The organism is Microcystis sp. M169S2 (genome assembly GCF_020245865.1).
Lineage (GTDB): Bacteria > Cyanobacteriota > Cyanobacteriia > Cyanobacteriales > Microcystaceae > Microcystis > Microcystis ichthyoblabe_A.
The window spans coordinates 1-24,031 of record NZ_JADBUB010000049.1; the positions used below are offsets into that span (position 1 = coordinate 1).

Sequence of the window (24,031 nt, forward strand, 5' to 3'; positions counted from 1 at the left end):
AAATTGTCTCATCAATTTTTTGATAATTGACCACTGTTACATTTGGTAAATCGAGGAGTTGATCAAAATTTATCCACATAACCCACCTCCTGTTCTGTGTTACTATTATACCATGCTCACACAGAACCTAGAAGAGCCGGGGGAGATGGGAGATAGGAGAATAAATAAAAGCAATCTCCTGACTCCTGACTCCTGACTCCTGACTCCTGATAACTGATAACTGATAACTGATAACTGATAACTGATAACTGATAACTGATAACTGATAACTGAAAAGTTCCGCTAATCTTTAGATAAATTGCGAGAAACGTACCAAGTAAAACCACCGCCGATAACTGCCATAACTGCTAAAGCTAATAATACTGGTCGGAGTCCGAATTGAGTTTCGGCGATACCCGCAACAGCTAGGGGTAAAGAGAGGGCAATATTAACGGCATTGTTTTCTAAACCAAAGACTTTACCGCGCATTTCGGGGGGTGTATCTGCCTGTAGGGTAGTTTGCATGGGAACCCCGACTAAAGCGGCAAAAATCCCTAATAAAGCGGTCATAGCGAAGGCTAAAATTAAACTCTTTGTGGCTAGAGATAAACCGATTAAAGCTGCCGCCATACCCAAGGAACCCCAGAGACTTAATTGGGTGTGGGAGAATTTTTGGCCCCAATAACCCAAAGTAATCGCACTAACTGCCATTCCTGCACCACAGGAGGCTAATAAAAAGCCGAATTGAGAAGCTTTTAACCCGGGTAGTTTTTCCGCCATACTGACAGCTAATACTGATAGAGCGGCAAAAATACAGAATAAGATGACTAATTGAATTAGGGCGTTACGAACTTTATGATTTTTGTTGAGGTAACGAATGCCATCGCGGATATCTTCCCAAACATGGGGCTGTTCTGCGGTAGGAATGACATATTTTTCGTTAGTTCGCAGGATAATTAGAATTAAACCGGCAATTATATAAAAAGCACCGACAATCATCACTTTGCCAATATCAAATTGTCCGGCTCTCGTGCCGAAAATGCTATCGGCAAAAGCTAATACCGGTTCACCGATGGCAAAACCGATAATTAATACTGCCATGGTGGTTAAAGTGTTGAGGGAATTTGCGGGCAGAAGATGACGACGTTTTACCACCAATGGCAGGGTAGATTGTTCGGCGGGGGCAAAAAATTGGGTTAAGGTGGAGACAAGAAAAGTAATGACTAACAACAGGAAAAAACCGAAGGGTAAGTTAAATTCTCCCTGTAGCCGGTAATGCCAATTTCTTAAACCGTCAGGCAACCAACCGAGGGGAACGGCTAAAGTTTGCTCGCGCACTAACCATAATAATAGGGGAATGAGGAGGACAAAAGCCCCGCGTAAAAGGTTAGAAATAACTAAAACTTGTTTTTTTAACCATCTATCAACATATACACCCGCCACCGAACCCACTAACACCGCCGGAATTGTATTAGCAATCATTATCGCCGATACCCAGCCACTAATCGACTGATCGGCTTTTTGGTAATGGGTGGCAATTAGGGATATCATCAGGACTAAATAGAATTTATCCGCTAATTGGGAAAAAATTCCCCCCGCCCAGAGAGTGAGAAAGCGCGGGTTTTTTAGCACTGGGGCAAAACCCTGACTAGGATTGGATTTGGGCGCACGTTTAGGCAAGCGGTTCATGGTTTCTGCGTCGGATTGCCTCGGTGAGGAATCGGAAGAATTAAAAACAGGTGTGGAAGAGTCGCTAGACGTAGCGTCGTCAGTTTCTGAGTCAAACAGTTGCATTATGATGATTTTTGCTATCTGTTTAAAATTCTAAGGGAGATAAACCCTCAACTAATGCCGAGGAGCGAAAAGTTTTTCCCAGATGATATTGAGTATAGCGGCGCAGCAGGCGATCGAGGTTAATCCAAGCTAGTTCTGAGACAGGGTTTTCTTCTGGGGGAAAATCGGGTTTTCCTAAGCATTGCAGTAATTGCAGTTCTTGCCGCGTCAGTTTACTATCGATTTTGGGCGGGTTGATTGTTTCTGTTAGGGCAGCTAAATCTATTATTCCCCCTGCCTCGAAACTAAATCCTAGGCAATTGTCCCCAATTAAAGCTTTTCCCGTCAACAGGCAGTTATGGACTTGCGGCACTAAGCCGGCAATTATTAAGAAATGAAAAATTGCTTGACAAAGGTAGGGAAGTATGTATTCATTCTCGTCGAGGACTTCAATTCTGGCCAGATGGCTGCAGATTAACTCGTATAATTCCCTCTGGGGTTGTTCGCTCAGTGCGATCGCCAAAACCAGTTCACAGAGGTATTGACTAACGGTGAGTTTGGCGAGATTTTGACTTAATTTGGGATAAGATTCGATAGTTTCAGCTTGAACGACCTTATCTAGGGATTTTCCAGCGACTATCAACAGATTATTGACCACAAATAGTTCGCTTCTACCCCGCAGGGAAGATTTATACTTGCGCGCACCTGGAGCGATGGCTCTAATTAAACCATATTCGGCGGTCAAAATAGTTAAGAGGCGATCGGCTTCTCCGAAGGCCATTCCTTGCAGATTGATTCCAGTAGCTTGATAGGTACGAGACATCATTTAATAATTAACTAGGGTCTGCTGAAAAAGTTTTCCGTGGGGACAGGGTGTGGGGTGTGGGGTGTGGGGTGTGGGGTGTGGGGTTTTACCGATTTTGAGGGGGTCAATTACCTAATTTTCAGGGAAAAAGTCCAGGAAATTTCCCCCCGATCACTCCCATATCTGGTACTTTTTGATTGATAAAAGGTTTAAAAGTCTTACCCAACAAAGTTTTTAGATTTTTTCAGCAAACCCTAGCTAATTGTCTTCCCAAAAAGACTTGAGCTAATCACCAAGCAAAAGTGAATCAGTCAGGACTATGGGGGAGATGCTATGGAGGTTAGCGGACTCGAACCGCTGACATCCTGCTTGCAAAGCAGGCGCTCTACCAACTGAGCTAAACCCCCGATCTGGTTTTTGAGACACTCTCGTTATTATAACCTATAGTGAAAAATATTACAAGTTAATTTTTCCCTTACTTGCCATGTCTTATCTAGTCGCCACTTTTTACCAGTTTGTGGCTTTGTCAGATTATCGTCAAAAACAGCCAGAAATACAAAAATACTGCCAAGAAAGAGGAATTAAAGGAACTATTCTTCTGGCAGCCGAGGGGATTAATGCAACGATCGCCGGGAACCGTCAAGCGATCGCCGAGGTGATTAGTTGGTTAAAAACCGATACTCGTTTAGCTAATCTAGAGGTGAAAGAGTCTGTTTGTGATTATTTGCCCTTTCAACGCTTAAAAATTCGCTTAAAAAAGGAAATTGTGACTTTCGGTCAACCCAAGGCTAATCCTCTCGAAAAAACAGGAATTCATCTCAAAACTGAAGAGTGGAACCAATTGCTGAAAGAGCCGGACGTGGTAGTTATCGATACGCGTAATAATTATGAAGTGGCGATCGGTACTTTTGCAGGAGCGCTTAACCCAGAAATCCAGCATTTTCGCCAATTTCCTGAGTATATTCACGACAATTTTGATAGTATTAACGATAAAAAAATAGCTCTTTTTTGTACGGGAGGAATTCGCTGTGAAAAGGCGGCAGCTTTTTTATTAAATCAAGGCTTTTCTCAAGTTTATCAGCTAGAGGGAGGTATTTTGAAATACTTAGAAGAAGTTAGTCCCGATCAGAGTCTTTGGCAAGGAGAATGTTTTGTTTTTGATCAAAGAGTGGCCCTAACAGCTAATTTAGAGGTAGGACATTATGAAATGTGTCCCGCTTGCGGTCATCCCATCGATGAAAAAGATAAACAGTCCCCCAATTACCGAGCAGGAATATCTTGTCCCTATTGTAGTTAATTTTCTCCTATCTTAACCGCTCTCATCTCCCTACTTTTATAGTATCTGGTTACTTTTTCTTGCGGATTTGTGTACCAGAAATCATGTCATGAAGGGCGCGTTTTTTCTTTGTCCAGGCTGCCAGCAAAAAGCCTAAATATAAGGGAGCAGTGGAGAGATATTTTAGTAAGTAGCGGCGATTTGCTCTTGCAAAAGATATGCGTCTTCCTTGGCTATCGGTGACGGATAAATCAAAAAACATTTTACCAATAGTGGCTTTAAAAAGATATTCTAAGAAAACATAATATAACCATTTAATAACTATTCCTAAACCGAGAGCAGTCAGGATGGCAATATGTTCGTGAGTAAAGTTAAGTTTGGCTTGAATATTATAGATAATTGCCGCTATAAATAAAGCAAACCCAATAATTGTTGTTCCAGCTGCACTTAATCCTGCGGCATAGTAAACCCAGATTTCTTTGGGAATATCAAAATTAAGATTTAAATCTTGAAAAGTTGACCATTGTTGTAAGCGAAAACAGATATAACCACCTAATAAAGCGGCGATAACAATAACGATAAAAGAATCAATTAAAGAAGCTTTTAAACGGAGCCAAAACCCAGCATAACTGGGAGAAATTGCAGCGATTAAAGAAATAATTGCAGGATTGGGAATAGCAATAATTTTAGGTTTTTCAGGAGAAGAATTTTTAGTTTTTTTAGGTTGATGGGGATTGGCTTTAATATCGGTAATAATTTTTAGCAAAGTTTTGGTGTCTTTAGGTCGATCAATAGGTTTTTCTGCCATTAAATTATCGATAAAATCTGCTAATCGAGAAGGGATTTTTGGGGCATATTTACGCCAGTTAAATTCATTTGTGTTAATATTATAAATTTTCGGATCACTGGGTTCTTTACCGGTTAACAAAAAGACGAAAGTTTTGCCCAAAGCATAAAAGTCTGATTGGGGGACAGAGTGACCAAGAGATTGTTCAGGAGGAGCATATCCAGGGGTATAAATTCCTGTATTTTTACCTCCTGCTAGGACAGTTTTAGTCACCTGTCGCGCTGCTCCAAAATCAATTAAAACTAATTGACCATCGGGTTTTAAGATAATATTAGAGGGTTTGATATCACGATGATAGAATTTATGTTTATGAACTTCGTGGAGAATATTAGCTAACTGAGTTAACCAATCCAAAGCGAGATTATAATCAATCGGTTTAAATCCTCTTTGTTTTTGATGTTCTTCTAAGTCAATACCGGCAATTTTCTCCATAACTAAACAGTGTAAAGCAGTTTGACTCTCCCGGGGATGATAAATAAAATAGTTTTCTCCTTTGGGAATACCGGGGTGATTTAATTGTTTTAAAAGATTAGCTTCCTGTTGAAATAAATCAATAGCTTTGCTGGAATCGTAGGTAAGAACTTTTAAGACTTTGGGTATTTTACGTTCATCTATCACTTCATAGGTATTACCAAATCCACCTTTGGCACTCAATAAATTTGTGACTCGATATTTACCATTTAAAAGCAAGTCGGAACCACAGGATTGACAGTAACGACTCTCCGTGATACTTTTCGGTTTAGGACAATGAGGATTAATACAAAAACTCATAGATTTTATTGGTAGAGTACAAAATAAACTTGATGATGACAATATTCCCTGATATATTTAAGGTTTGTTGCCAAGAAAAAAGCCGCGCAATCCCAAAGTGACCACGGCACTTAAAAAAGCCACAACCATGGGGATAATCAGGGATTTAAAACCTTTCAAGTCCGCAATATCTTTAACTAGGATTGCATAACTATCCTCAACTTTTTCCAGTCGTTTATCCATTGTTTCGACTTTCTGATCAAGAGTTTTAATATCTCCCTTTATTTCTGTGGTTTCAATCTTCAGATCATTAACATCTTTTTGGAGAGTATCAAATTTTTGATTAACATCTTTTTGGAGACTGTCAAATTTTTGATCCATATCTCTTTGGAGATTGTCGATTTTCTGATTAACATCTCTTTGGAGGGTGTCGATTTTACTCTCGATCCTTGTCAGGACAGATTCGAGAGAATAGGTAACGGTTTCGCTAGTTTGTGTCATAATTAAAAACCTCTTGCAAATAACTACTTTCTTGAAATAAAAAATTAAGGTTTATTACCAAGAAAAAAGCCACGCAATCCTAAAGTGACCACCGCACTTAAAAAAGCCACAACCATGGGGATAATCAGGGATTTAAACCCTTTTAAGTCCGCGATATCTTTAACTAGGATTGCATAACTATCCTCAACTTTTTCCAGTCGTTTATCCATTGTTTCGACTTTCTGATCAAGAGTTTTAATATCTCCCTTTATTTCCGTGACTTCCACCTTTAAATCATTAACATCTTTTTGGAGACTGTCAAATTTTTGATTAACATCTTTTTGGAGACTGTCAAATTTTTGATTAACATCTTTTTGGAGACTGTCAAATTTTTGATTAACATCTTTTTGGAGACTGTCAAATTTTTGATCCATATCTCTTTGGAGATTGTCGATTTTCTGATCTACATCTCTTTGAAGACTGTCAATTTTCTGATCCACATCTCTTTGGAGACTGTCAAATTTTTGATTAACATCTCTTTGGAGATTGTCGATTTTACTCTCGATCCTTGTCAGGACAGATTCAAGGGAATAGGTAACGGTTTCGCTAGTTTGTGTCATAATTAAAACCCTCTTACAGATAACTACTTTCTTGAAATAAAAAATTAAGGTTTATTACCAAGAAAAAAGCCGCGCAATCCCAAAGTGACCACGGCACTTAAAAAAGCCACAACCATGGGAATAATCAGAGATTTAAACCCTTTCAAGTCAGCAATATCTTTAACTAGGATTGCATAACTATCTTCAACTTTTTCTAGTCGTTTATCCATTGTTTCGACTTTCTGATCAAGAGTTTTAATATCTCCCTTGATTTCTGTGACTTCCACTTTTAAATCATTAACGTCTTTTTGGAGACTGTCAAATTTTTGATTAACATCTTTTTGGAGACTGTCAAATTTTTGATCCATATCTCTTTGGAGATTGTCGATTTTCTGATCCACATCTCTTTGCAGGGTATCAAATTTTTGATCCACATCTCTCTGAAAGGAATCTATTTTCTGACCCATATCTCTTTGGAGAGAGTCAATTTTCTGATTAACCTCTTTAATACTATCTTTAATTTCTTTTAGGACAGATTCAAGGGAATAGGTAACGGTTTCGCTAGTTTGTGTCATAATTAACAACCTCTGGTCGATATAGCCAAATATAATTAGGTTATACTAAAAAAGTTTTTCGTTGGTGTGGGGTGTAGGGTTTTATCCAATTTTCAGGAAAGAAGTACCTGAATTTTCCCTCTGACCACTCCAATGGCCAGCACTGTTTGATTTCAAAAAAGCCTAAAGATATTATCCAACAAAGTTTTTAGATTTATTCAGCCAGCCCTCATTATTCCCCTATTGCCTATTGCTAGGAGCCAAGGACGATTTTGCTACCGAAAAAATTCCATTGTGGCCAGAGAGCGGTCATGGTAATTTAAGAAAGCGATCGGGGAACTCTAACAGGGAAGATACCGACCCTAACCAGGGAGTGCCTGTTTAACCGTCTGTCCTATGTACAAGTCTATTACTGTTTTAACGCTGCTGACGGGAATTATCGCCGTTGACGTGGTTTTTGCTCAATCCACTGTTAATCTTCCTATCGCAGTTCAACAGGGAGAATCCTACGAAGGATTATTGACTAGAGCATCGCAATTAGCGGAGAAAACTATCATCAGTCGTTTTAATCAACAACAGGGTCTTAATAAAATTGATTTATTAATAACGGCCGAAAAATCAGGGGCGATCGCACCTCTCCTCTCGGTGAAGGTATCCCGTCAAGATTGGTTTGGCCATCCCAATATTCAACGCTGGGCTAATGTTTTTCCCTTTGGCAAAGCTCTCCTTGGTTTTAGCTCTCCCGCACCCGTCGTCACCCCGAAAAGTCCTCCCGCTGCCGTTAACCCCACGCCATCTCCGGCACCATCTCCCACCGCTACCACTCCCCCTGCTTTACCCTTCGAGGACGAGCCGAATAATGCTCCCCCAATCCCTATTCCTAAGCAAAGACTAACCACTCCAGCTAATCGTTAATTGATAGGAAAAGCAGGGGCTTTCGGCAGATATATTGACTTTTAAGTGGCAAAACGAGGCTGAAACCAGTCTAGGGGAAAAATATCATCTTCTTGGACGATTTCTGTCCAACCAGTGACACTCTCAAAACAAGTCCCCGTCAAGTTAGCACCCCTCAAGTCCGCTCCCTGTAGATTTACCTCTTGTAAACGCGCTCCCGCTAGATTAGCACCCGCTAAATTGGCCCCGCGTAAATCACTACCGGTCAGACGTGCCTCGCTAAAATTAGCCCTTTCTAAATTGGCCCCCTGAAAGTTCACCTCTTTAAGAAAAGAGCCGCTAAAATTGGCTTCCCTTGCGGAAATCTGACGACATTTAGCCCCACTTAACCGCGCCTCTTGCAAATTAGCCCAATTGAGATTGACTTTATCTAGGGTTGCCTCCAAGAGATTAACTAAGTATAAATTCGCCCCGCATAAATTCGCCCCGCATAAATTCGCCCCCCGGAGATTAGCATGGGAAAGATCCGCCCCACTTAATCGCGAGTTACGCAGGTTTGCCTGTACCATAAAGGCCCCGGTGAGATTGGCTTTGGTTAAGTCCGCTTCCACTAATTGCGCTTGACTTAATTTGGCATAGGTTAAATTCGCCCAATTCAAACTCGCTCCCCGTAGATTTGATTTAGTCAGAAAAGAGCGACTCAAATTAGTTCCGCGCAAATTGGCCGCCGCAAAATTGACAGCGATTAGAGTCACTTGTTGTAGATCTAGACTCATCAAGTCAATGCCTAAAAAATCCCGCTCTCCTTGTTCGTAGAGTCTTAGTAACTGATTAACTTTCATCTCCCTTCTTCTACTTTAAGATGGTGGTTAAGAATTAATCAACAAAGGCACCCAAAAACTTCGTCTGATAAATAACTCATCTAAAAGCTGAGTTATTTATCAGGCTCTCTTTTGAGTTTATGTAAAGTTTTTTATCGATTTTTTAAGGGAAGATAACCCGAACAGCAAGTTAATTTTAATCATAGTTAAGTGGCTTGGCTAAAACAGTTTGACTGGTTTTCCCAATTCTACCCCAGCCCATCGGGTAATTAGTATCTAAAACTACTCTTGTTAAAAAACTTATCTATTGTTCAAACTCGATTATATTTAACCCAGCCAATTATCCCTATTTTCTCGGATCAGGGCGGTGGAGCCGAGAGGACTTTCAGGCTATTTTTACCCAAATCAATAGAGACGTTGTCTAGCAACGTCTCTACAAAAGTGGCATTTAATCAAGCTACTCAGAAACAGACAGAGGGGAAACCTTTTGGGCTTGAGCGAGATAGTACCATCCCGACGGGACAAATACCAGTGCGCTTAGGGTGGTTCCGATTACCCCGATGGAAATACAGATAGCGAGGGGTTCCCAAAAAGCGCCGCCGTAGAGAAATAATGGCACAAATCCCGTCACGGTGGTTAAGGTAGTGGTGAGAATGTGACGGGTGGAAGCAATGACCACTTCCCGGATTGCCTTGCGTTGGCGTTGAAGATGGGGCGGTAAAGCTTGTAAAGCCGCTACCACGACAATAGAATCATTAACGGAAACCCCAACTAAGCCGATAGTGCCTAAAATGGACATGAATCCTAGGGGATATTCAAATAACCAGAGGGAAAATAAGGCTAGTCCAATTGAACTAATACCGACGACAGTAACTAGGGCAGCAAGACGGAAGGAGTTAAAAGAAAGAACAAGAGTTGATAGCATTAGAATCGCCAAGACTCCCACACTAGCAATTAGATTAGCCACAGCTGTATCTCTTTCTTCTTCCTCTCCGCCAAATTCGAGCCGATACCCTGCCGGAAGGGAAAATTTGCCCGATTCTAAGTTTTGGCGAAATTCGTCTAAAACCGTTGCAGCGATCGCATCAGCTTGAACATAGGCCTTCACCGTATTAATTCGCTTGCCATTTCGTCGAGGAATCGTGGCTAATTCGGGGAGAAAATCAAATTCTGCCACGGAGGAAAGGGAAATATTCGCCCGTTCAGCAGTGGCGGAATTACCGAGAATATTTAAAGAGGCAATTTGTGGCAGTTGCTCGCGATCGCGATTAGCGACTCGGACTCGTACGGGTAATTCTTCCGTTGCTTCTAAAATCGAGCCACCCACAGAACCTTCTAAAAGGTTATCCAATTGACTTGCGATCGCCGCGTTATCCAAACCAATTAGTCGAGCTTTTTCTTCATTAATTTTTAAGGCTAATTTAGCTTGAATTTCACTTAAATCAGCAACAGAATAGGTTATTTCGGGTATTTTTGCCAGTTCTTCCCGTAGGGACTCGCCAATTTTCCTTAACATCTCCAATTCTGAGCCATAAACCCTAATTTCGATCGGGGCGCCCACCGGTGGACCCTGTTCTAGGGGGCTGACTAATACCCTAGCCATCGGTAGAGCTTGACTTAATTGTTTTTGTAAGGTTTCGATCAATTGGGGTTCATCAGAAACTTGCCGAAGTTGAATCAACGCTTGGGCAAAATTAGGAGAGTCTTTGACGCCATCGGAGAGATTATAGTAGAAGGGGGGAGCATTACGCCCTAAAAACCAGTGAACTTCCCCAATTTCTCGATGATCTAGCAGTATTTTTTCAGCTTGAGCCACTTTTACCTGAGTTACTTCTAGGGTTGTGGTGGGGGCCAGTTCGATTTCTAGGGTTAACTGATCTCGTTCTGCCGGGGGAAAGAATTCTTCTGGGAGAGTGCCAGCGACAACAAAGCCAGTAATTGGGATAATCAAGCCAATAACCAGACCTAATACGGGAAAATAGAGAATTAACTTCAAAATTTGGCGATACAAACCCGTTAGGAGCGGTAAATTAATTCCCGTATCCCACCAATGGGTTTTTGTCTGATGCGAGCGATGAGTCAGTTGATATAAACGTAAACTGAGGACAGGAATAATCGTTAGGGACAAAATTAGAGAACTAACCAAGGCTAAGATCACTGTTTGGGCGATAGTACGCACGAATTCGCCAGTGCCTCCTTGCAAAAGAGCGATCGGCATAAAAGACAAAATCGTGGTTAGGGTAGAAGCTAAGAGGGGAATCCCTAACTGTTTAACGGTTTCAGCAACAATATGTTTGTGAGCTATTCCCGTCCGTAGTCCTTTTTGCAGTTCATCGACAATCACAATAGCGTTATCGATCAAAAGTCCCAAAGCAATAACAATTCCTGTCACCGACATTTGATGTAGGGGAATTTGCCAGAGATTCATACCGGCAAAGACCATCAGGATCGATAAAGGCAGGGATACACTTACTACCAAGGCGGACTGCCATCCCATCATCACAAAAGCTGTCCCCATGACACAGAGTAACCCTAGGATCATGTTGCTGAATAATCCATCGAGTCGGTTAGCCACATAACGATTTTGGGCAAAAATTATCTTGAGGCTCACACCTTGGGGGAGAGAAGGGCGAAACAGGTCTAACTTGGCCTGGGCCGCCGCTGTCCATTCGTCTATGCGTTGACCAGATTCCATCATAGCGGCCACCACAATAGCCGGTTTACCGTTAATAATGGTTAGTTCTGGTGGTGGTTCTTGAATTCCCTTGGTAACTAGAGCGATATCTCCTAAACGGGTAAATTGTCCATCATTACTGTAACGAATCGGAATGGCTCGAATCCGAGAGAGTGATTCTAAACTGGTATCGACTTCCAATAATAAATTATTGCGATTACTGCGAAGTTGTCCGGCGGCGACCTTGGCATCACTGGTTTGAATTTGTTGGGCAACTTCGACGGCGGTTAGGCCCAGAGAGGATAATTTCACCGGATCGATTTCGACTAAAATTTCCTCGGCCGGAACCCCGACTAACTCGACCCTTTCGGTTCCCCAAAGGGCTTCTAATTCATCGAACAGTTCTTGGCCAAGTCGGCGTAAAATAGCGTAATTAGGAGCGGTATCTAGATCCCAAAGGATGGCAGTCAATAAACTAAAGGCTTTACTATATCCTTCTTCGTATAAGGGTCTTTGGGCTTCTGGGGGTAGTTGCGGGATGACATCGGTAATCCGATCGCGAATGCGTGACCAGACGGGATCCACATCAGTCACTTCATCTTTAAGTTCAATATTGACCGTGGAACGCCCTAATTCCGAGGAGGACTCAATCAGGCTAATTTCTTTGATGCTAGAGAGAGATTGTTCAATTTTTTCGGTCACTAGGGATTCGACCCGATAAGGACTGGCACCGGGTAAATTGGTGGTAATGGTGGCACCTCGATTAATTGTTTCGGGATCTTCCATGCGCGGCAAAATTTGAAAGGAAGACAATCCCCAGACAATAATCAGAATTAAGGTAAGAATTAGTAATCTAGGTTTACGTTCAAATAAGTTATTCATTGGAGATTATTAGGGATAATAAAGCTGATTAATGACCGCTGACTACCAAATTTCCACCATTTGCCCTGGTACGATGCGGTGAACCCCTTCGACGATCACCCGATCACCGGAGGTGAGAGTCCCGCGCACCAACAAGCGATCGCCTTGAATCGCTAGAACTTCTAAATCTTGGCGTTTGACGGTAAATTGTCGAGGATTATCGGGATTAGCTTCTCCTAGAACATAGGAAGACCATAATCCTCTCGTGCCTTGTACTAAAGCTTCTGTGGGCAACCAATAGCCCGATTGTGGAACCGATTGAGATAATTCTAGGCTGACCACTTGCCCCGGAATCAAGCCCTGAGTCTGATTTAAACTTAAAATAACCGTGGCGGTACGGGTAGTCGGATCGATTTGGGGCAGGGTTGAAGTGACTTGTCCTGTTACTATTTTGTTACCAATTTTTAAACGATGTTTACTCCCAATTGGTAATTTTTCGGACTGGTCAATGGGAACCCCTATACGCGCTTCCAGTTTATTACTTTCCACTAAACGAACGATCGGATTACTTGCAGAAACAACAGTGCCAATATTGACGTGAAGGAGGGCAATAGTGCCATCGTAGGGGGCTTGAAGTTGGCTTTTCTCAATCTCTAATTTAATATTCTTCAGTTGGGCATCAAATTGGTCAATAACGGCTTTTTGCAGAGAAATCAATTCGGGACGAGTACCAGCTTTGAGTTCATCTAATTGACTTTGGGCTTCATCAATTCTCGCTTGTTGTGCATTAACATCTGTTTGCACTTCTTCGAGTTGTTCTCTAGTAATTGCCCCTTCTTGATACAATCCTAGCCGTCTTTGGTATTTAGATTGGGCTAAAGCTAATTGTTCCCTGAGATCTCGGACTTTTGCTTGGGCTGCAGCGATACTTTCTTTCCTGGAACCAGCTTGTAATTCTTGCAGTTTAGCCGTTGCTTGCGATCGCTGGGCGATGAGTTCTTGTTTTTGTGCTTCTAAATTGCGTGTATCTAGAGTAGCAATTAAAGTACCTCGGCGTACCTCTTGACCCTCTTGAACCAATAAACTAATTAATTGTCCCGAACGCTCAAATCCTAGTTCACTTGTCCGTTTAGCCACAATATTACCGGTATAACGGCGCGGTTCTTGGTGATGGGTGACAGGACTTAAAGTTAAGGTTCGCACCGGTAAGGCTGCCGTCTTGCTCTTATCAATTGCTAACGAAGCGGTTTCTTCTGAGGTGGTGGATTCAGAGGTGTCTTCTAAGAGGACATTACGCAGGGTAGGATAGGCAAAAACCGAAGTGGCCGCTAGGATACCAGTAATAATTAATCGCCAAGGCAATCGCAGTTTTTTGATGGCAGTTTCTTGCTGCTTAGTGACGGGATTGGGGGAAGTCATAATCTAGTTCCAAATGAGTAGGGTTTTGTCAAGAGTAATAACAGATTAGCGAGGAAAGAACTATTTTTTGATCGCATAAGGCCGTAGGACAAAAGCCGCTGCTAGGGATAATATACCGGCGGACAAAAAGGCAATTTGTACCCCCCAGGGGTTATCAGGAGTTTTCCCGAAAGACAGGATTAATCCTGTTAGAAAAGACCCCGCACCTTGGCTAAATTGAATTAGTAGCCCCCTAGTTCCAAAAAATATTGCTTCTCGTCCCATTCCCTGTTGCTCCGCATCTTGATCGATAATGTCCGATAACATGGCATTCGGCAGACTAAAAAAGCTGGCTAGGGCTAAATTAGCGATGATCGAAAGGATTAACCAGGGAATCAAAGAATCTTGCCACCAAAAACGACCACAGGCCATGGCAATCATACCCAGACCAACCCAGATTAAAGAACCTTGAAAAACCAGTTTTTTGCCATATTTTCGCGCTAAGGGTAGAACTAGGGTAAATCCAGCCAAGGCACTACCGACGATAATAGTATTAATCACGGCGGCAAAACTTACCTCTCGTTTGAGGAGAGCAATTACTAAAAAAGTCGGAATCACCGAGATAATACTAATCACCATCCACGCCAAGATCATGGTGATCATATAGATACAAAAAGTCCGATTGGTAAAAGCAGCCGTTAAGGTGGTTTTAAAGTTAGGATATTTCCCCTTAGAAGGACTATATTCTTCTTTTTCTAGCAAGGGCATAGCTAGAGTAATTAGCCCAATAAGACTAATAGCAATACCCATTCCCTGAAAACCATAGCTATCAGTTAACCAAGGGGCAATAATCCCACCAATGGTGGCACCAACTAAACCAAAAATTCCGATTTGAGTTGATAATTTAACCCTTCCTTCTGGGCTTTTAGCGAGAGTGGGCAACCAGGCTAAATAGGGAACATGATAGGATGCCATACCCACATAAAACACCCAAAGCATGGTGACTAAATAAATGAAGTAAGTGGTTTGATTTAAGTTATTAGGGGGATTAAACAACAGGATAAAACCACCAATTAAAGGGACTAAACTCGCCAGTATAAATGGTCTTCTTTTGCCCCAAGGACTCCAAAAGCGATCGGAAAAATAACCGACTACTGGCTGCACAAAAGCCCCAGCAATACGGCTAATCATTATCGCTATCCCCACTAAAGCAGAGGGCAATAAAATGGATAAGTTATAGTCATTGGGAATGCCCGGGTCGTAGCGATAGATTAGCATGGTTAGAAGGGCATTGTTAACGATAAAGTTACCAAACCAACCAGTGATATAAGGAAGATAATCTATTCGGAGATGTTGCCATTTGCTGGAAGTGCTAGAAGTCATTAGAATTGGGGGAGAGATGGGCAGTTAGCAGTAGATTGTTAGGCTTATTTAAAGAAATTCGTAGCGACCGGGTGAGAGAATGCGATGGGGATCCAAGCTGTCTTTAATTTTCTGGATTAAGCAACTATAATCGTCTTGGGCTGCGGGTAAACTATTCATAGAGTGGGTACTAAGACGGTAGGGATAATAACCTTGATTGATCAATTCTGCCAACATTTCATCGTGACAATTTAAGGCTTTTTGGTCTTCGCCTTCTAGCAATCGATCATAAAAAATGGCAGCATTGATGTTAATATTGCGCTCGGTAACACAGTTAATGCCGATATTAGGTTCATAACCATATTTTTGAGCGATGCTGCTGATAATATTGAGAGCATTTCTGAGATGATTTCCCAGAAAAGGAACAGCGGGAACACACCAAATCATGCCACAGGCATCCAGGTCTAAATTCAACCTATCGGTGGGGGGCGTTTTTTTGCGCCAATAGGCCATCTTCAGCACTTTTTCGGTAATCATTCCTCGTTGGGGATTTTTGTGATAAATTAAATCCACCTTATCCTTAATTTCCACCCCTGTAAATACTTTAAAAATGGGACTCATTTTGCTGGCCATTTTGAACTTATTTTCATCAAAAAACATAAGTTTATTGACAATTCCTTTCAAGGCTTTTTCAATTAGGTTTCTTTCAACTTTTCCCTGTTCTGGTGAAGCCGAATATAAAGCACCTTCTCCTATCCAAACACCGCCACCCCATTGATGACTTAATTGTTCTAATAAATCGGGGGGTAAAGGGGTTTTTTCTTGGCATTCCTGCCAGGGATATTGTTGTTGAATAGACAACATTCGGTAGTTATTATTAATGTGGAAGGTCGTTTTAATTACCCCTGCCATTTTCAGTTGACGTAGTTTATCGATCAATAACTCTAATTTATTTTCCTGATCGATGCTATAGAAAAAAGCCTGAAAATATTCAGGATAGGGGGTTAACCAAAAAGTCATTTTGGTGACGATTCCCAGGTTAGATTGGGTAAAAATTCCATCAAAATAAGGACCGACTCCCCAACGATTGACCGCCCCTATTTGGGAATTTTCAAAGCGATTAAATCCCGTATGAACACATTCACCGGTGGGCAAAACTACTTCCATTCCACAGACATGATTAAAGCGATCGCCCAAAGGTCCTTTGGCTTCACCTCGTTCGAGAATATTGCCAATAATACTAGAATCAGGAGTCGAACCGGTGACACTCATTAATAATTTATTGCCATTTTTTTGCAAAAAATCGTAGAGTTGTCGCTGAGTAACACCCGCTTCAATAGTTACATAAGCTAGGGTTTCATTATAATCCAAAATCTGATTTAATCGACTCAAATCCATTAAAACCGAACCGGTGCGGCTAGGAACTCGCGAACCATAACCCCAATTTTTACCTGTACTAATAGGATAGACAGGGGTTTGATAGCGATTAGCAATTTTTAGAGATTCTTGGACTTCTTGACGATTACCTGGGCGAATAATTGCCGGGATTTTAGCATGGGTTTCGTAGGTAGCGGTCTCGGCTTCTAGGCGTTTTTTGTTATCGGTGCTGACATATTCGGAGCCTAATAAATTTTCCCATTCTTGTAGAGCGTTAGTTAAATTGTCGCTAATAATATTTTCGGAAACAATTAGAGAGTCCATAGTATTTTTTTTCTCCTTGAAATTCAGGTATGAAGGGTAATTAAAGGGCCGTAGGGAACCGGCCCTGCTATCCGTGGCAATTAACTTTTAAGCGGTTGCTGTTTGCGAGAGAAAATTGCGCTAAAACTAGGAATAAAACGGGGAGTATTGGCGAAAACTGCTTGATAATTGGTGTCTTGACTCAAAGCTTCTTCTTCAGCCGGAATGCGTTGGATTAATAACCAAGCATTCAGGAGACTAAAGACTATAGATGTCAGATAAGCGGTATGAAACAAGGGAACCACCGCTAATTCCGTGATCATAGCCCACCAGTTAGGATGACGGATATATTGATAAATGCCATTGTCGATCACGGGTGTCTGAGGAACCGTGACCACCTGATGAATCCAGCGATCGCCCAAGGCTTCAATGGAGGCATAGCGGAGCTTTTGAGCTAAAAAAGTAGTAATTAGGGAAAATAAAGCCAATGCTGGAATAAAAGGTCGATCGAGCAGATAAACTTCCCCGATCATGCAAAGCATCCAGCTAGATTGGAAAATCTTGACGAATCCCACATAATTAGAACTATGCAGTTTGCCACCTTCCGCTAAGACTTTGGCCATATTCTGTTTACTCAGACGAGTAACGCGCACTCGTTGGACAATAATGTAACTAATCAGGGCAATGAAAACTATTTGGCTTAACATCCTTAAATATCCTTAGAATTGAACTAAAATGGCTTCTTGAGCAAATCCGGGACCCATGGAAATTATTAATCCGTAGGAACCCGTGGGAGGATGGGGACGGGAGAGGGTTTCATCGAGAATGCAGAGGATAGTAGCAGAGGCAATATTGCCAATTTCTGCCAAAATATCCCAACTAACCTGTAAAACATCCGGTTCTAACTGGAATTCTTCAACTATTGCATCGAGAATCTTTGGACCCCCCGGATGCACCATCCAACAGACAATTTCCTCGAGGGAAACTCCTGTTTTTTCCAGTAAAGATGTCACCGCTTTTCTCACCCCACCCTTGACGTAATCAGAGACTTCTGGGCGAAGAATTTGGCGAAAACCGTAGTCTGTTAAAGGTAATGCCATTAAATGCTCTGTGTGGGGCATTAACAGCGATTGAGTGCCGATAATCTTCAGTTTTGCTTTACCTTGCTTGACTAAGGGATGTTCATCTCCCGCTAAGAGAACCGTGCCGACTCCATCGCCAAATAAAGCCGCTACCACAAGGGTCATAATGATATTGCTATATTGAGACGGATCTTCGGGTAATTGTCCCAATAATTCCGTTAAATCGCTATGAATTGACCCTTGCCAAAGGCCAGAGGAGGGATCGGTGGTAAACAAAATCGCTGCTTCGGTGGGATGTCCTTGCAGATAATCGTTTACTCTGGCTAATCCTTGGGCGCCTCCCAAACAGCCGACACCCGATAACGCTTGCCGCTTGATATCGAGGGAAAAATCTAGACGATTGAGGAGTAAACTTTCTAGGGAAGGAACGGAAGGAAGAACAGTAACGGAAGTAACTAGGGAGATTTCTTTGGGAGAAAGAGCGGCTTTTTTGAGCAAATTAGTTACTGTCGATGTTACTAAATCCATAGTTAGATCGACCATTTGACGAAAGGGTTGGGCGATTCCGGGAGGATTATCGGCATCGAATTCATCTAGGGGAATAGTGAAGTATCGCCCTTGAATTTTGACATTACTGAAAAAACGATGAATTTGTTCTAAATCAAAAAAGGTTTGTTCCTGGAAGTCGAGTTGATTTTCTCGGCAATAATCTTGAAGAAGATTAGCACAATGATTTCTGATATTGACTTCTAGAACTTCTTGGGGATAGTAATGTTCTGGAAAACCAGTAGCTGTCTCAATAATGTAGGGCATTGGAGTTAAGAGAGAGGGATTTCAGGGGGGGAGAATTATGCTGGGAGATTTAAGCCAGTAATCGGCGAGCTAATCCTTGGGCTTGGCGTATATAACCCAATTTGTCAATCACTAAGGAGTGAGTACCGCTATGGTGTTTATTGTCGGTGCTTAAATTGGCACTAATTTGACGTTTTAGCTTTTCAAATTTATAGACAAACCGGGATTTTTTATCCTGAGCTTGTAGATAAGCGGCCACTAAATTACTTTGTTCTTCAAATACTCGCCAGTGGGTGCCAGTGGGATGAACCATTCCGATGACAAACAGGTTATTTTCCTCTGGGTGAAAAACATTCATATAGAGGTTAGGCTGGGTGGTTCCTTCTTGCCAATTTAAATCCGATTTGTCAATAAAAGAAAATTCAATTTTGTAACCAGTGGCGTAGATAATCAGATCAATTTCTTCTGTACTGCCATCGGCAAAAATAACATTCTTTCCATCTAATTCTTGGATATTAGGCTTATGGGTGACATCTCCATGCACATAATAACGATAGATTTGTTGGTCACTGTTGGGAATAATTAGACCGTTACTTTTACAGTCTGTAGGAATATTGAGTTTTTTGAGATTAACTCCTTGTAAGAATAGAGCTATTGGTGATAATAAAGCCATCATTTTCATGTGTTCTTGGGCTGGAATTAGATTCATGATTGGCGTGTTAATCATCACCCATTCTGGGGGCAAACCGAACAAAAATTTCGGCATACAGAGAAAGCCACGGCGGGTACTATGGAAAGTTTTACTACCATTAATAGCCGCTTCGACGACTAAATCCATGGCTGATTGTCCCGCTCCAACTACTAGGACTTTTTTAGCATTTAGTTGAGCGGGATTATCATAATCTTTTGAATGGATAATTTCCCCGTCAAAATGCCCAGAAAATTGAGGAATATTCGGTTTACTATGATAACCACTAGCGATTAAAACCCCTCGGTATCGTCTGGTTTCTTGGTTGCTAAGGGTGACATCCCAAAAGTTACCCACCTTTTTTACTTTCTCCACGCTGAGATTAAATTCCATGAAATCATAGAGATTGAAATGAGCGGCATAATTGCGAAGATATTCATAGACTAACCGATGATTGGGATAATCTGGGTAATCTTTTGGCATGGGAAAATCGGAAAAAGGTTGTGTGGTTTTATGACCAATCAGATGTGTATTTTTATACATTGGACTATCGGGACGATCATAAATCCAAATACCCCCAACATCCTGGGCAGATTCGATAACATTAAAGGGAATTTTGGCTTTGCTTAAGGCTCTAGCCGCCGCTAATCCTGCGGCACCAGCCCCAATAATACAGTATTGCTCTTTGTAATCTAAAGTCATGATTTTTCTCCCTTGAATAATTGGTTGATTAGGCAGTCATTTGTTCAGGAAACTCTCGTAAACTTTGGCCAATTATTTTCATAATTTTCTCCGTATGTTGATTGATAAAGAAATGTCCTCCCGGTAAGGTATGCAGGACAAAATCTTGATTGGTTTGCAGTTGCCATTGTTGTAATTGATCGGCAGAAACCTTGGCATCGTTGTGGCCTCCAAAAACGGTAATAGGACAATTTAAGGATTGACCTTGTTGATAAGAATAGGTCTCTAGGAGTTTGAAATCTGCTCGTAAAATTGGCAAAAAAGCCGCCATTAAATCGGGATTTTTGAGGAGAGTTTCTGGGGTTCCTTGAAAATGACCTAAAGCTGTTAAAAATTGCTCATCTCCCAGACGATGAATGGGTAAATCAGGATTGACAATTTGAGGCGCTCGAAATCCAGACATAAATAAATGTTGGGGTAGATTTTGCCGAGTTTTAGCTAATTCTCTGGTTAATTCAAAACTGATTAAAGAACCCATGCTATGACCAAAAAAAGCATAAGGTTGGTCTAAATAGGGAGTCAGAATCGGAATGAGACGATTAATCAGGGATTTTAGCGATGTAATCGCAGTTTCCTGAAGACGCGTTTCGCGTCCGGGTAGTTGAATCGCCCACAATTCCACTTGCTTGGGGCAGTAATTCAGCCAATTTTGGAATACGGAGGCACCCCCACCAGCGTAGGGAAAACAAAATAGACGAATGTGGGCGTTAGGATTAGCTTGTTTGCGAATTAGCCAAAGTTTCGGATCATTAGAGATATTTTCGGCTTTAGTCGTCTTGATTGGTTTTTTCTGTTTTGAGGGGAGAGGAGTTTTATTGCTAGTTGCAGGTTGGGAATTTTGGGTGATTAAGTTGAATATTTGCGGTAAAAACTGCTCAATACTCAATCCCGCTAGGTATTCCACGGGAACAATAATTTTTAAATCCTCCTCTAGTTGACGTCGTAATTGACTGGACATGAGAGAATCTAAGCCTAAACTAGAGAGCGGTTGCTTGGTATGTAGCTTGACCACGGATAAACCAGTAATCTGTTCTAAAACACCGATAATGTAGGTTTCTAGTTGTTTAAGCTGTTTCTCTGCGGGTGTGGCCAAAAGAGAGTCAAGGGTAATTAGATGACCAGAAGATGATGCAGTGGTGGTTTTGACAACTTCTGGCGGTTGCGGCGGTGTTTCTAGGAGATATTTCGACAATTCAGGCAATAATTGCGCTTCTTCTGGGGTCAAGTCGCCTGTTTTTAGCCAATAACTACTTCTTTCAAAGGTGTAGGTCGGTAAGATACAGGGTTTACTGTCTTGATTGGCCGTTATCTCTTGCCAATTCAGGGCGAATCCCCGCAGATAAAGCTGACTGACACTCTCGAGGATCTGTTGTCGGTCAGAGGTTTGACGACGCAAACTGGGCAACCAAAGACAAGAATAATTTTTATCCAGTAGGCTGCCCATGGCCGATAAAACGGGATGGGAGCCGCATTCGACAAATAGCTCATAACCGTTGTCCAGTAAGGTTTTTATCCCATCGGCAAAGCGAACAGAACACCGGAGATGACGACACCAATAATCGGGAGTAGTGACCTCAAAATTGACTAAGTTGCCATTAAGGTTAGAAATTAAGGCTCGTTGGGGGGGATGATAGGTGATAGTTTCAGCAATTTGTCGGAACTCGTCTAAAATCTCCTCCATCAGAGGGGAATGAAAGGCTTGAGAGACATTTAACCGGGTAATTTTCAGATTTTTGACCTGAAGCTGTTTTACCAGGGTTTCTATGGTCTCTGCAGCACCGGACAGGACAATATTATCCTGACCATTAATAGCGGCAATAGCGACCTGAGATTGATAGGGGGCAATTAAGGGAATAATTTCAGCTTCACTAGCCGAGATAACGACCATTGAACCACTTTTTCCCACAGAATCCATCAATTTAGCCCGATAGAAGACTAATTTTAAGGCATCTTCTAAACTAAAGACTCCAGCAACACAGGCGGCCACATATTCCCCTAAACTATGACCCATAACCCCATGGGGGGTAATTCCCCAGGATTCCCAGAGTTTAAAAAGGGCGTATTCGAGAGCAAATAGGGCAGGTTGGCTGTAAAAAGTTTGATTGAGATGATTTTCTTGGTCAATAATCTCCGTTAGGCAATAGTCCCCATATTGACGGAGAATCTCAGCACAGCGATCGAGTGTTTGACGAAATAGAGGATAACATTGGTATAGTTCCCTTCCCATACCGGGGTATTGAGAACCCTGTCCCGGAAAGAGAAAGGCAATTTTTGCCCGATTTTTGCCATTAAATTCACTTTTTTGGCGAAAAGAACTGGGTTCACCTTGAACGAAAGCGGCTAATTTTTCTTGAAGTTGGCAGTGACTAGAGACAATACAGGTGAAACGATGGGGTAATTGGGAGCGACTGCGATTGCTAGTAGCACAAATGGAGCTTAAAGCAATATTTTTCGCATTTTCTAGGTAATGTGCGTATTTTTGAGCTAGTTTGATTAAAGCCGATTCAGTCTTGGCTGAGAGGGTGAACAGATAGGGCGATGAATCAGGTGCCGCAGTCGTTTGAGGTTCGTAAGGGTATTCTTCGAGAATAATATGGGCATTAGTGCCATTTAAGCCAAAAGAACTAACTCCAGCTAAACGAGCAGAATTTTCACTAACCCATTCACGGTTTTTAGTCGGAACTTTCAGCGGCTGATTTTCCCAGTCTAGATGGGGTGTCGGTTGCTGGAAGTGGAGATGGGGAGCAATTTGTCGATGTTGCAAGCATAAAATCACTTTCATCAGTCCGGCAATACCAGCGGCCGCTTCTAGATGGCCGATATTGGTTTTGACGGAACCAACCCAAACAGGTTGGGGATTTTTAGCAAAAACTGTCGATAATGCACCTAATTCAATGGGATCGCCTAAAGAAGTGCCAGTTCCATGGGCTTCAATATAGCTAATGTCCTCTGGCTTTACCTGAGCATTTTTTAAAGCTTGACGAATCAATTGTTCTTGACTAAGTTGATTGGGAACTGTTAAACCGCTACTCGTACCACCATGGTTAACGGCCGAACCTTTAATTAGTCCTAAAATCAAGTTATTATCCCGAATAGCCGCAGATAAAGACTTTAAAACTATAATACCGCCGCCTTCTCCCCGCACATAGCCATTCGCTGTTCTATCAAAGGTTTTACAACGACCGTCAGGAGACAACATCTGGGCGCGGGATTCCATGATAGTAACGAAGGGGGTTAACATTAGGTTGACCCCCCCAGCTAGGGCAACTTCACACTCGTTATTGCGTAAACTTTGGCAAGCTAAATGAACAGCGACTAAAGAGGAGGCACAAGCAGTATCAACCGTTAAAGTTGGGCCATGAAATCCAAAAAGATAGGATAAACGTCCCGAAGCTACACTTTTAGCATTTCCCGTTCCCGTATAGGCATCAATCAGATCGGGATGATGGCTAAAATGGGAGTAATCTTGAGTCATCATGCCTATAAATACCCCCGTTTGACTTCCTCGCCGATTTAAGGGTGATATTCCCGCATTTTCCAGAGCTTCCCAGGCTAGTTCCAGCAGTAATCGCTGTTGCGGATCCATTTGTGCCACCTCCCGGGGAGAAAGACCAAAAAAATCAGCGTCAAATTGATCTATCGGTTGATTTAAGAAGCCACCGTGACGGGTATAGACTTTTCCCCTTGCATCGGGCTTAGGATCGTAATAATTGTCAATATTCCAGCGCTGCGGCGGAATTTCGCTGATGGCATCGGTTCCTGATTGCAATAATTCCCAAAAAGTTTCCGGTGAATTAGCTCCCTGGGGAAAGCGACAGGACATACCAATAATTGCAATTGGTTCATTCTTAGCTTTTTCTAGGGTATGTAGCTTAGTTTTTAAGACCTTAATTTGATTTAAGGCATCTTTTATTAAGCTCATTTGATCAGTTTTGGCAGGTGTTTGTGTCATGGTAAACAGGTTATTTAGATAGG

At 41.9% G+C, this 24,031-nt stretch carries 17 protein-coding genes and 1 tRNA gene; 2 read left to right on the forward strand and 16 right to left on the reverse strand.

Translation table 11 applies throughout. The features are described 5' to 3' along the window. Positions 1-282: 282 nt before the first annotated feature. From IM485_RS05540 to IM485_RS05550, 3 genes are all read right to left on the reverse strand, one after another. Positions 283-1,773: an MFS transporter gene (locus tag IM485_RS05540; RefSeq protein ID WP_104397168.1), complete on the reverse strand. Its 1,491-nt coding sequence runs from the start codon at positions 1,771-1,773 to the stop codon at positions 283-285. A 22-nt stretch (positions 1,774-1,795) separates the two neighbouring features. Beyond that, positions 1,796-2,578, reverse strand: coding sequence for a DNA repair protein RecO (recO, locus tag IM485_RS05545; RefSeq protein ID WP_287741824.1), 783 nt, complete (start codon positions 2,576-2,578; stop codon positions 1,796-1,798). 313 nt (positions 2,579-2,891) lie between these two features. Beyond that, a tRNA-Ala gene (locus IM485_RS05550) sits at positions 2,892-2,964 on the reverse strand. Positions 2,965-3,041: 77 nt separating this feature from the next. On the opposite strand from IM485_RS05550, the gene trhO reads away from it, so the two are divergent. Beyond that, positions 3,042-3,854, forward strand: a complete 813-nt coding sequence (gene trhO, locus IM485_RS05555; RefSeq protein ID WP_287704157.1) for an oxygen-dependent tRNA uridine(34) hydroxylase TrhO — start codon at positions 3,042-3,044, stop codon at positions 3,852-3,854. A 49-nt stretch (positions 3,855-3,903) separates the two neighbouring features. On the opposite strand, the gene IM485_RS05560 is transcribed toward trhO, so the two are convergent. The 4 genes from IM485_RS05560 to IM485_RS05575 are packed head-to-tail and all read right to left on the reverse strand — an operon-like array spanning position 3,904 to position 7,084. Further along, positions 3,904-5,451, reverse strand: coding sequence for a protein kinase domain-containing protein (locus IM485_RS05560; protein WP_287741825.1), 1,548 nt, complete (start codon positions 5,449-5,451; stop codon positions 3,904-3,906). Between the two features lie 57 nt (positions 5,452-5,508). Next, positions 5,509-5,931, reverse strand: a complete 423-nt coding sequence (locus IM485_RS05565) for a shikimate 5-dehydrogenase (protein ID WP_104397164.1) — start codon at positions 5,929-5,931, stop codon at positions 5,509-5,511. A 44-nt stretch (positions 5,932-5,975) separates the two neighbouring features. After that, complete coding sequence (locus IM485_RS05570; RefSeq protein ID WP_287741827.1) at positions 5,976-6,530, reverse strand: coiled-coil domain-containing protein; 555 nt, start codon at positions 6,528-6,530, stop codon at positions 5,976-5,978. A 44-nt stretch (positions 6,531-6,574) separates the two neighbouring features. Beyond that, on the reverse strand, positions 6,575-7,084 hold the full coding sequence (locus IM485_RS05575; protein WP_104397162.1) for a coiled-coil domain-containing protein: 510 nt from the start codon (positions 7,082-7,084) through the stop codon (positions 6,575-6,577). A 375-nt stretch (positions 7,085-7,459) separates the two neighbouring features. Between IM485_RS05575 and IM485_RS05580 the strand changes: the two genes are divergently transcribed. Further along, positions 7,460-7,978 carry a hypothetical protein gene (locus tag IM485_RS05580; RefSeq protein WP_104397161.1) on the forward strand — a complete coding sequence of 173 codons (519 nt, stop codon included), beginning with the start codon at positions 7,460-7,462 and terminating at the stop codon, positions 7,976-7,978. A 41-nt stretch (positions 7,979-8,019) separates the two neighbouring features. Here the strand turns inward: IM485_RS05580 and IM485_RS05585 are convergent, their stop codons facing one another. The 9 genes from IM485_RS05585 to IM485_RS05625 all read right to left on the reverse strand — a co-directional run bounded on the left by IM485_RS05585 (position 8,020) and on the right by IM485_RS05625 (position 23,978). Further along, positions 8,020-8,799, reverse strand: coding sequence for a pentapeptide repeat-containing protein (locus tag IM485_RS05585; RefSeq protein ID WP_287741829.1), 780 nt, complete (start codon positions 8,797-8,799; stop codon positions 8,020-8,022). A gap of 436 nt (positions 8,800-9,235) precedes the next feature. Further along, complete coding sequence (locus IM485_RS05590; RefSeq protein ID WP_287741831.1) at positions 9,236-12,334, reverse strand: efflux RND transporter permease subunit; 3,099 nt, start codon at positions 12,332-12,334, stop codon at positions 9,236-9,238. Positions 12,335-12,376: 42 nt separating this feature from the next. Continuing rightward, positions 12,377-13,732: an efflux RND transporter periplasmic adaptor subunit gene (locus IM485_RS05595; protein ID WP_287741833.1), complete on the reverse strand. Its 1,356-nt coding sequence runs from the start codon at positions 13,730-13,732 to the stop codon at positions 12,377-12,379. A 60-nt stretch (positions 13,733-13,792) separates the two neighbouring features. Beyond that, entirely contained in the window at positions 13,793-15,094 is a 1,302-nt protein-coding gene (locus IM485_RS05600; RefSeq protein WP_002776862.1) for an MFS transporter, read from the reverse strand. A gap of 48 nt (positions 15,095-15,142) precedes the next feature. Next, complete coding sequence (locus tag IM485_RS05605) at positions 15,143-16,774, reverse strand: FAD-binding oxidoreductase (protein WP_002776861.1); 1,632 nt, start codon at positions 16,772-16,774, stop codon at positions 15,143-15,145. Positions 16,775-16,854: 80 nt separating this feature from the next. Continuing rightward, positions 16,855-17,460, reverse strand: coding sequence for an isoprenylcysteine carboxyl methyltransferase family protein (locus tag IM485_RS05610; protein WP_002731647.1), 606 nt, complete (start codon positions 17,458-17,460; stop codon positions 16,855-16,857). 12 nt (positions 17,461-17,472) lie between these two features. Further along, entirely contained in the window at positions 17,473-18,648 is a 1,176-nt protein-coding gene (locus IM485_RS05615) for a type III polyketide synthase (protein WP_002731880.1), read from the reverse strand. A gap of 49 nt (positions 18,649-18,697) precedes the next feature. Continuing rightward, the gene (locus tag IM485_RS05620; protein ID WP_271927095.1) at positions 18,698-20,017 is read right to left on the reverse strand and encodes a flavin-containing monooxygenase; all 1,320 of its coding nucleotides are present in this window, start codon (positions 20,015-20,017) and stop codon (positions 18,698-18,700) included. A gap of 28 nt (positions 20,018-20,045) precedes the next feature. Continuing rightward, positions 20,046-23,978, reverse strand: a complete 3,933-nt coding sequence (locus tag IM485_RS05625; RefSeq protein ID WP_287741838.1) for a beta-ketoacyl synthase N-terminal-like domain-containing protein — start codon at positions 23,976-23,978, stop codon at positions 20,046-20,048. Positions 23,979-24,031 lie beyond the last annotated feature (53 nt).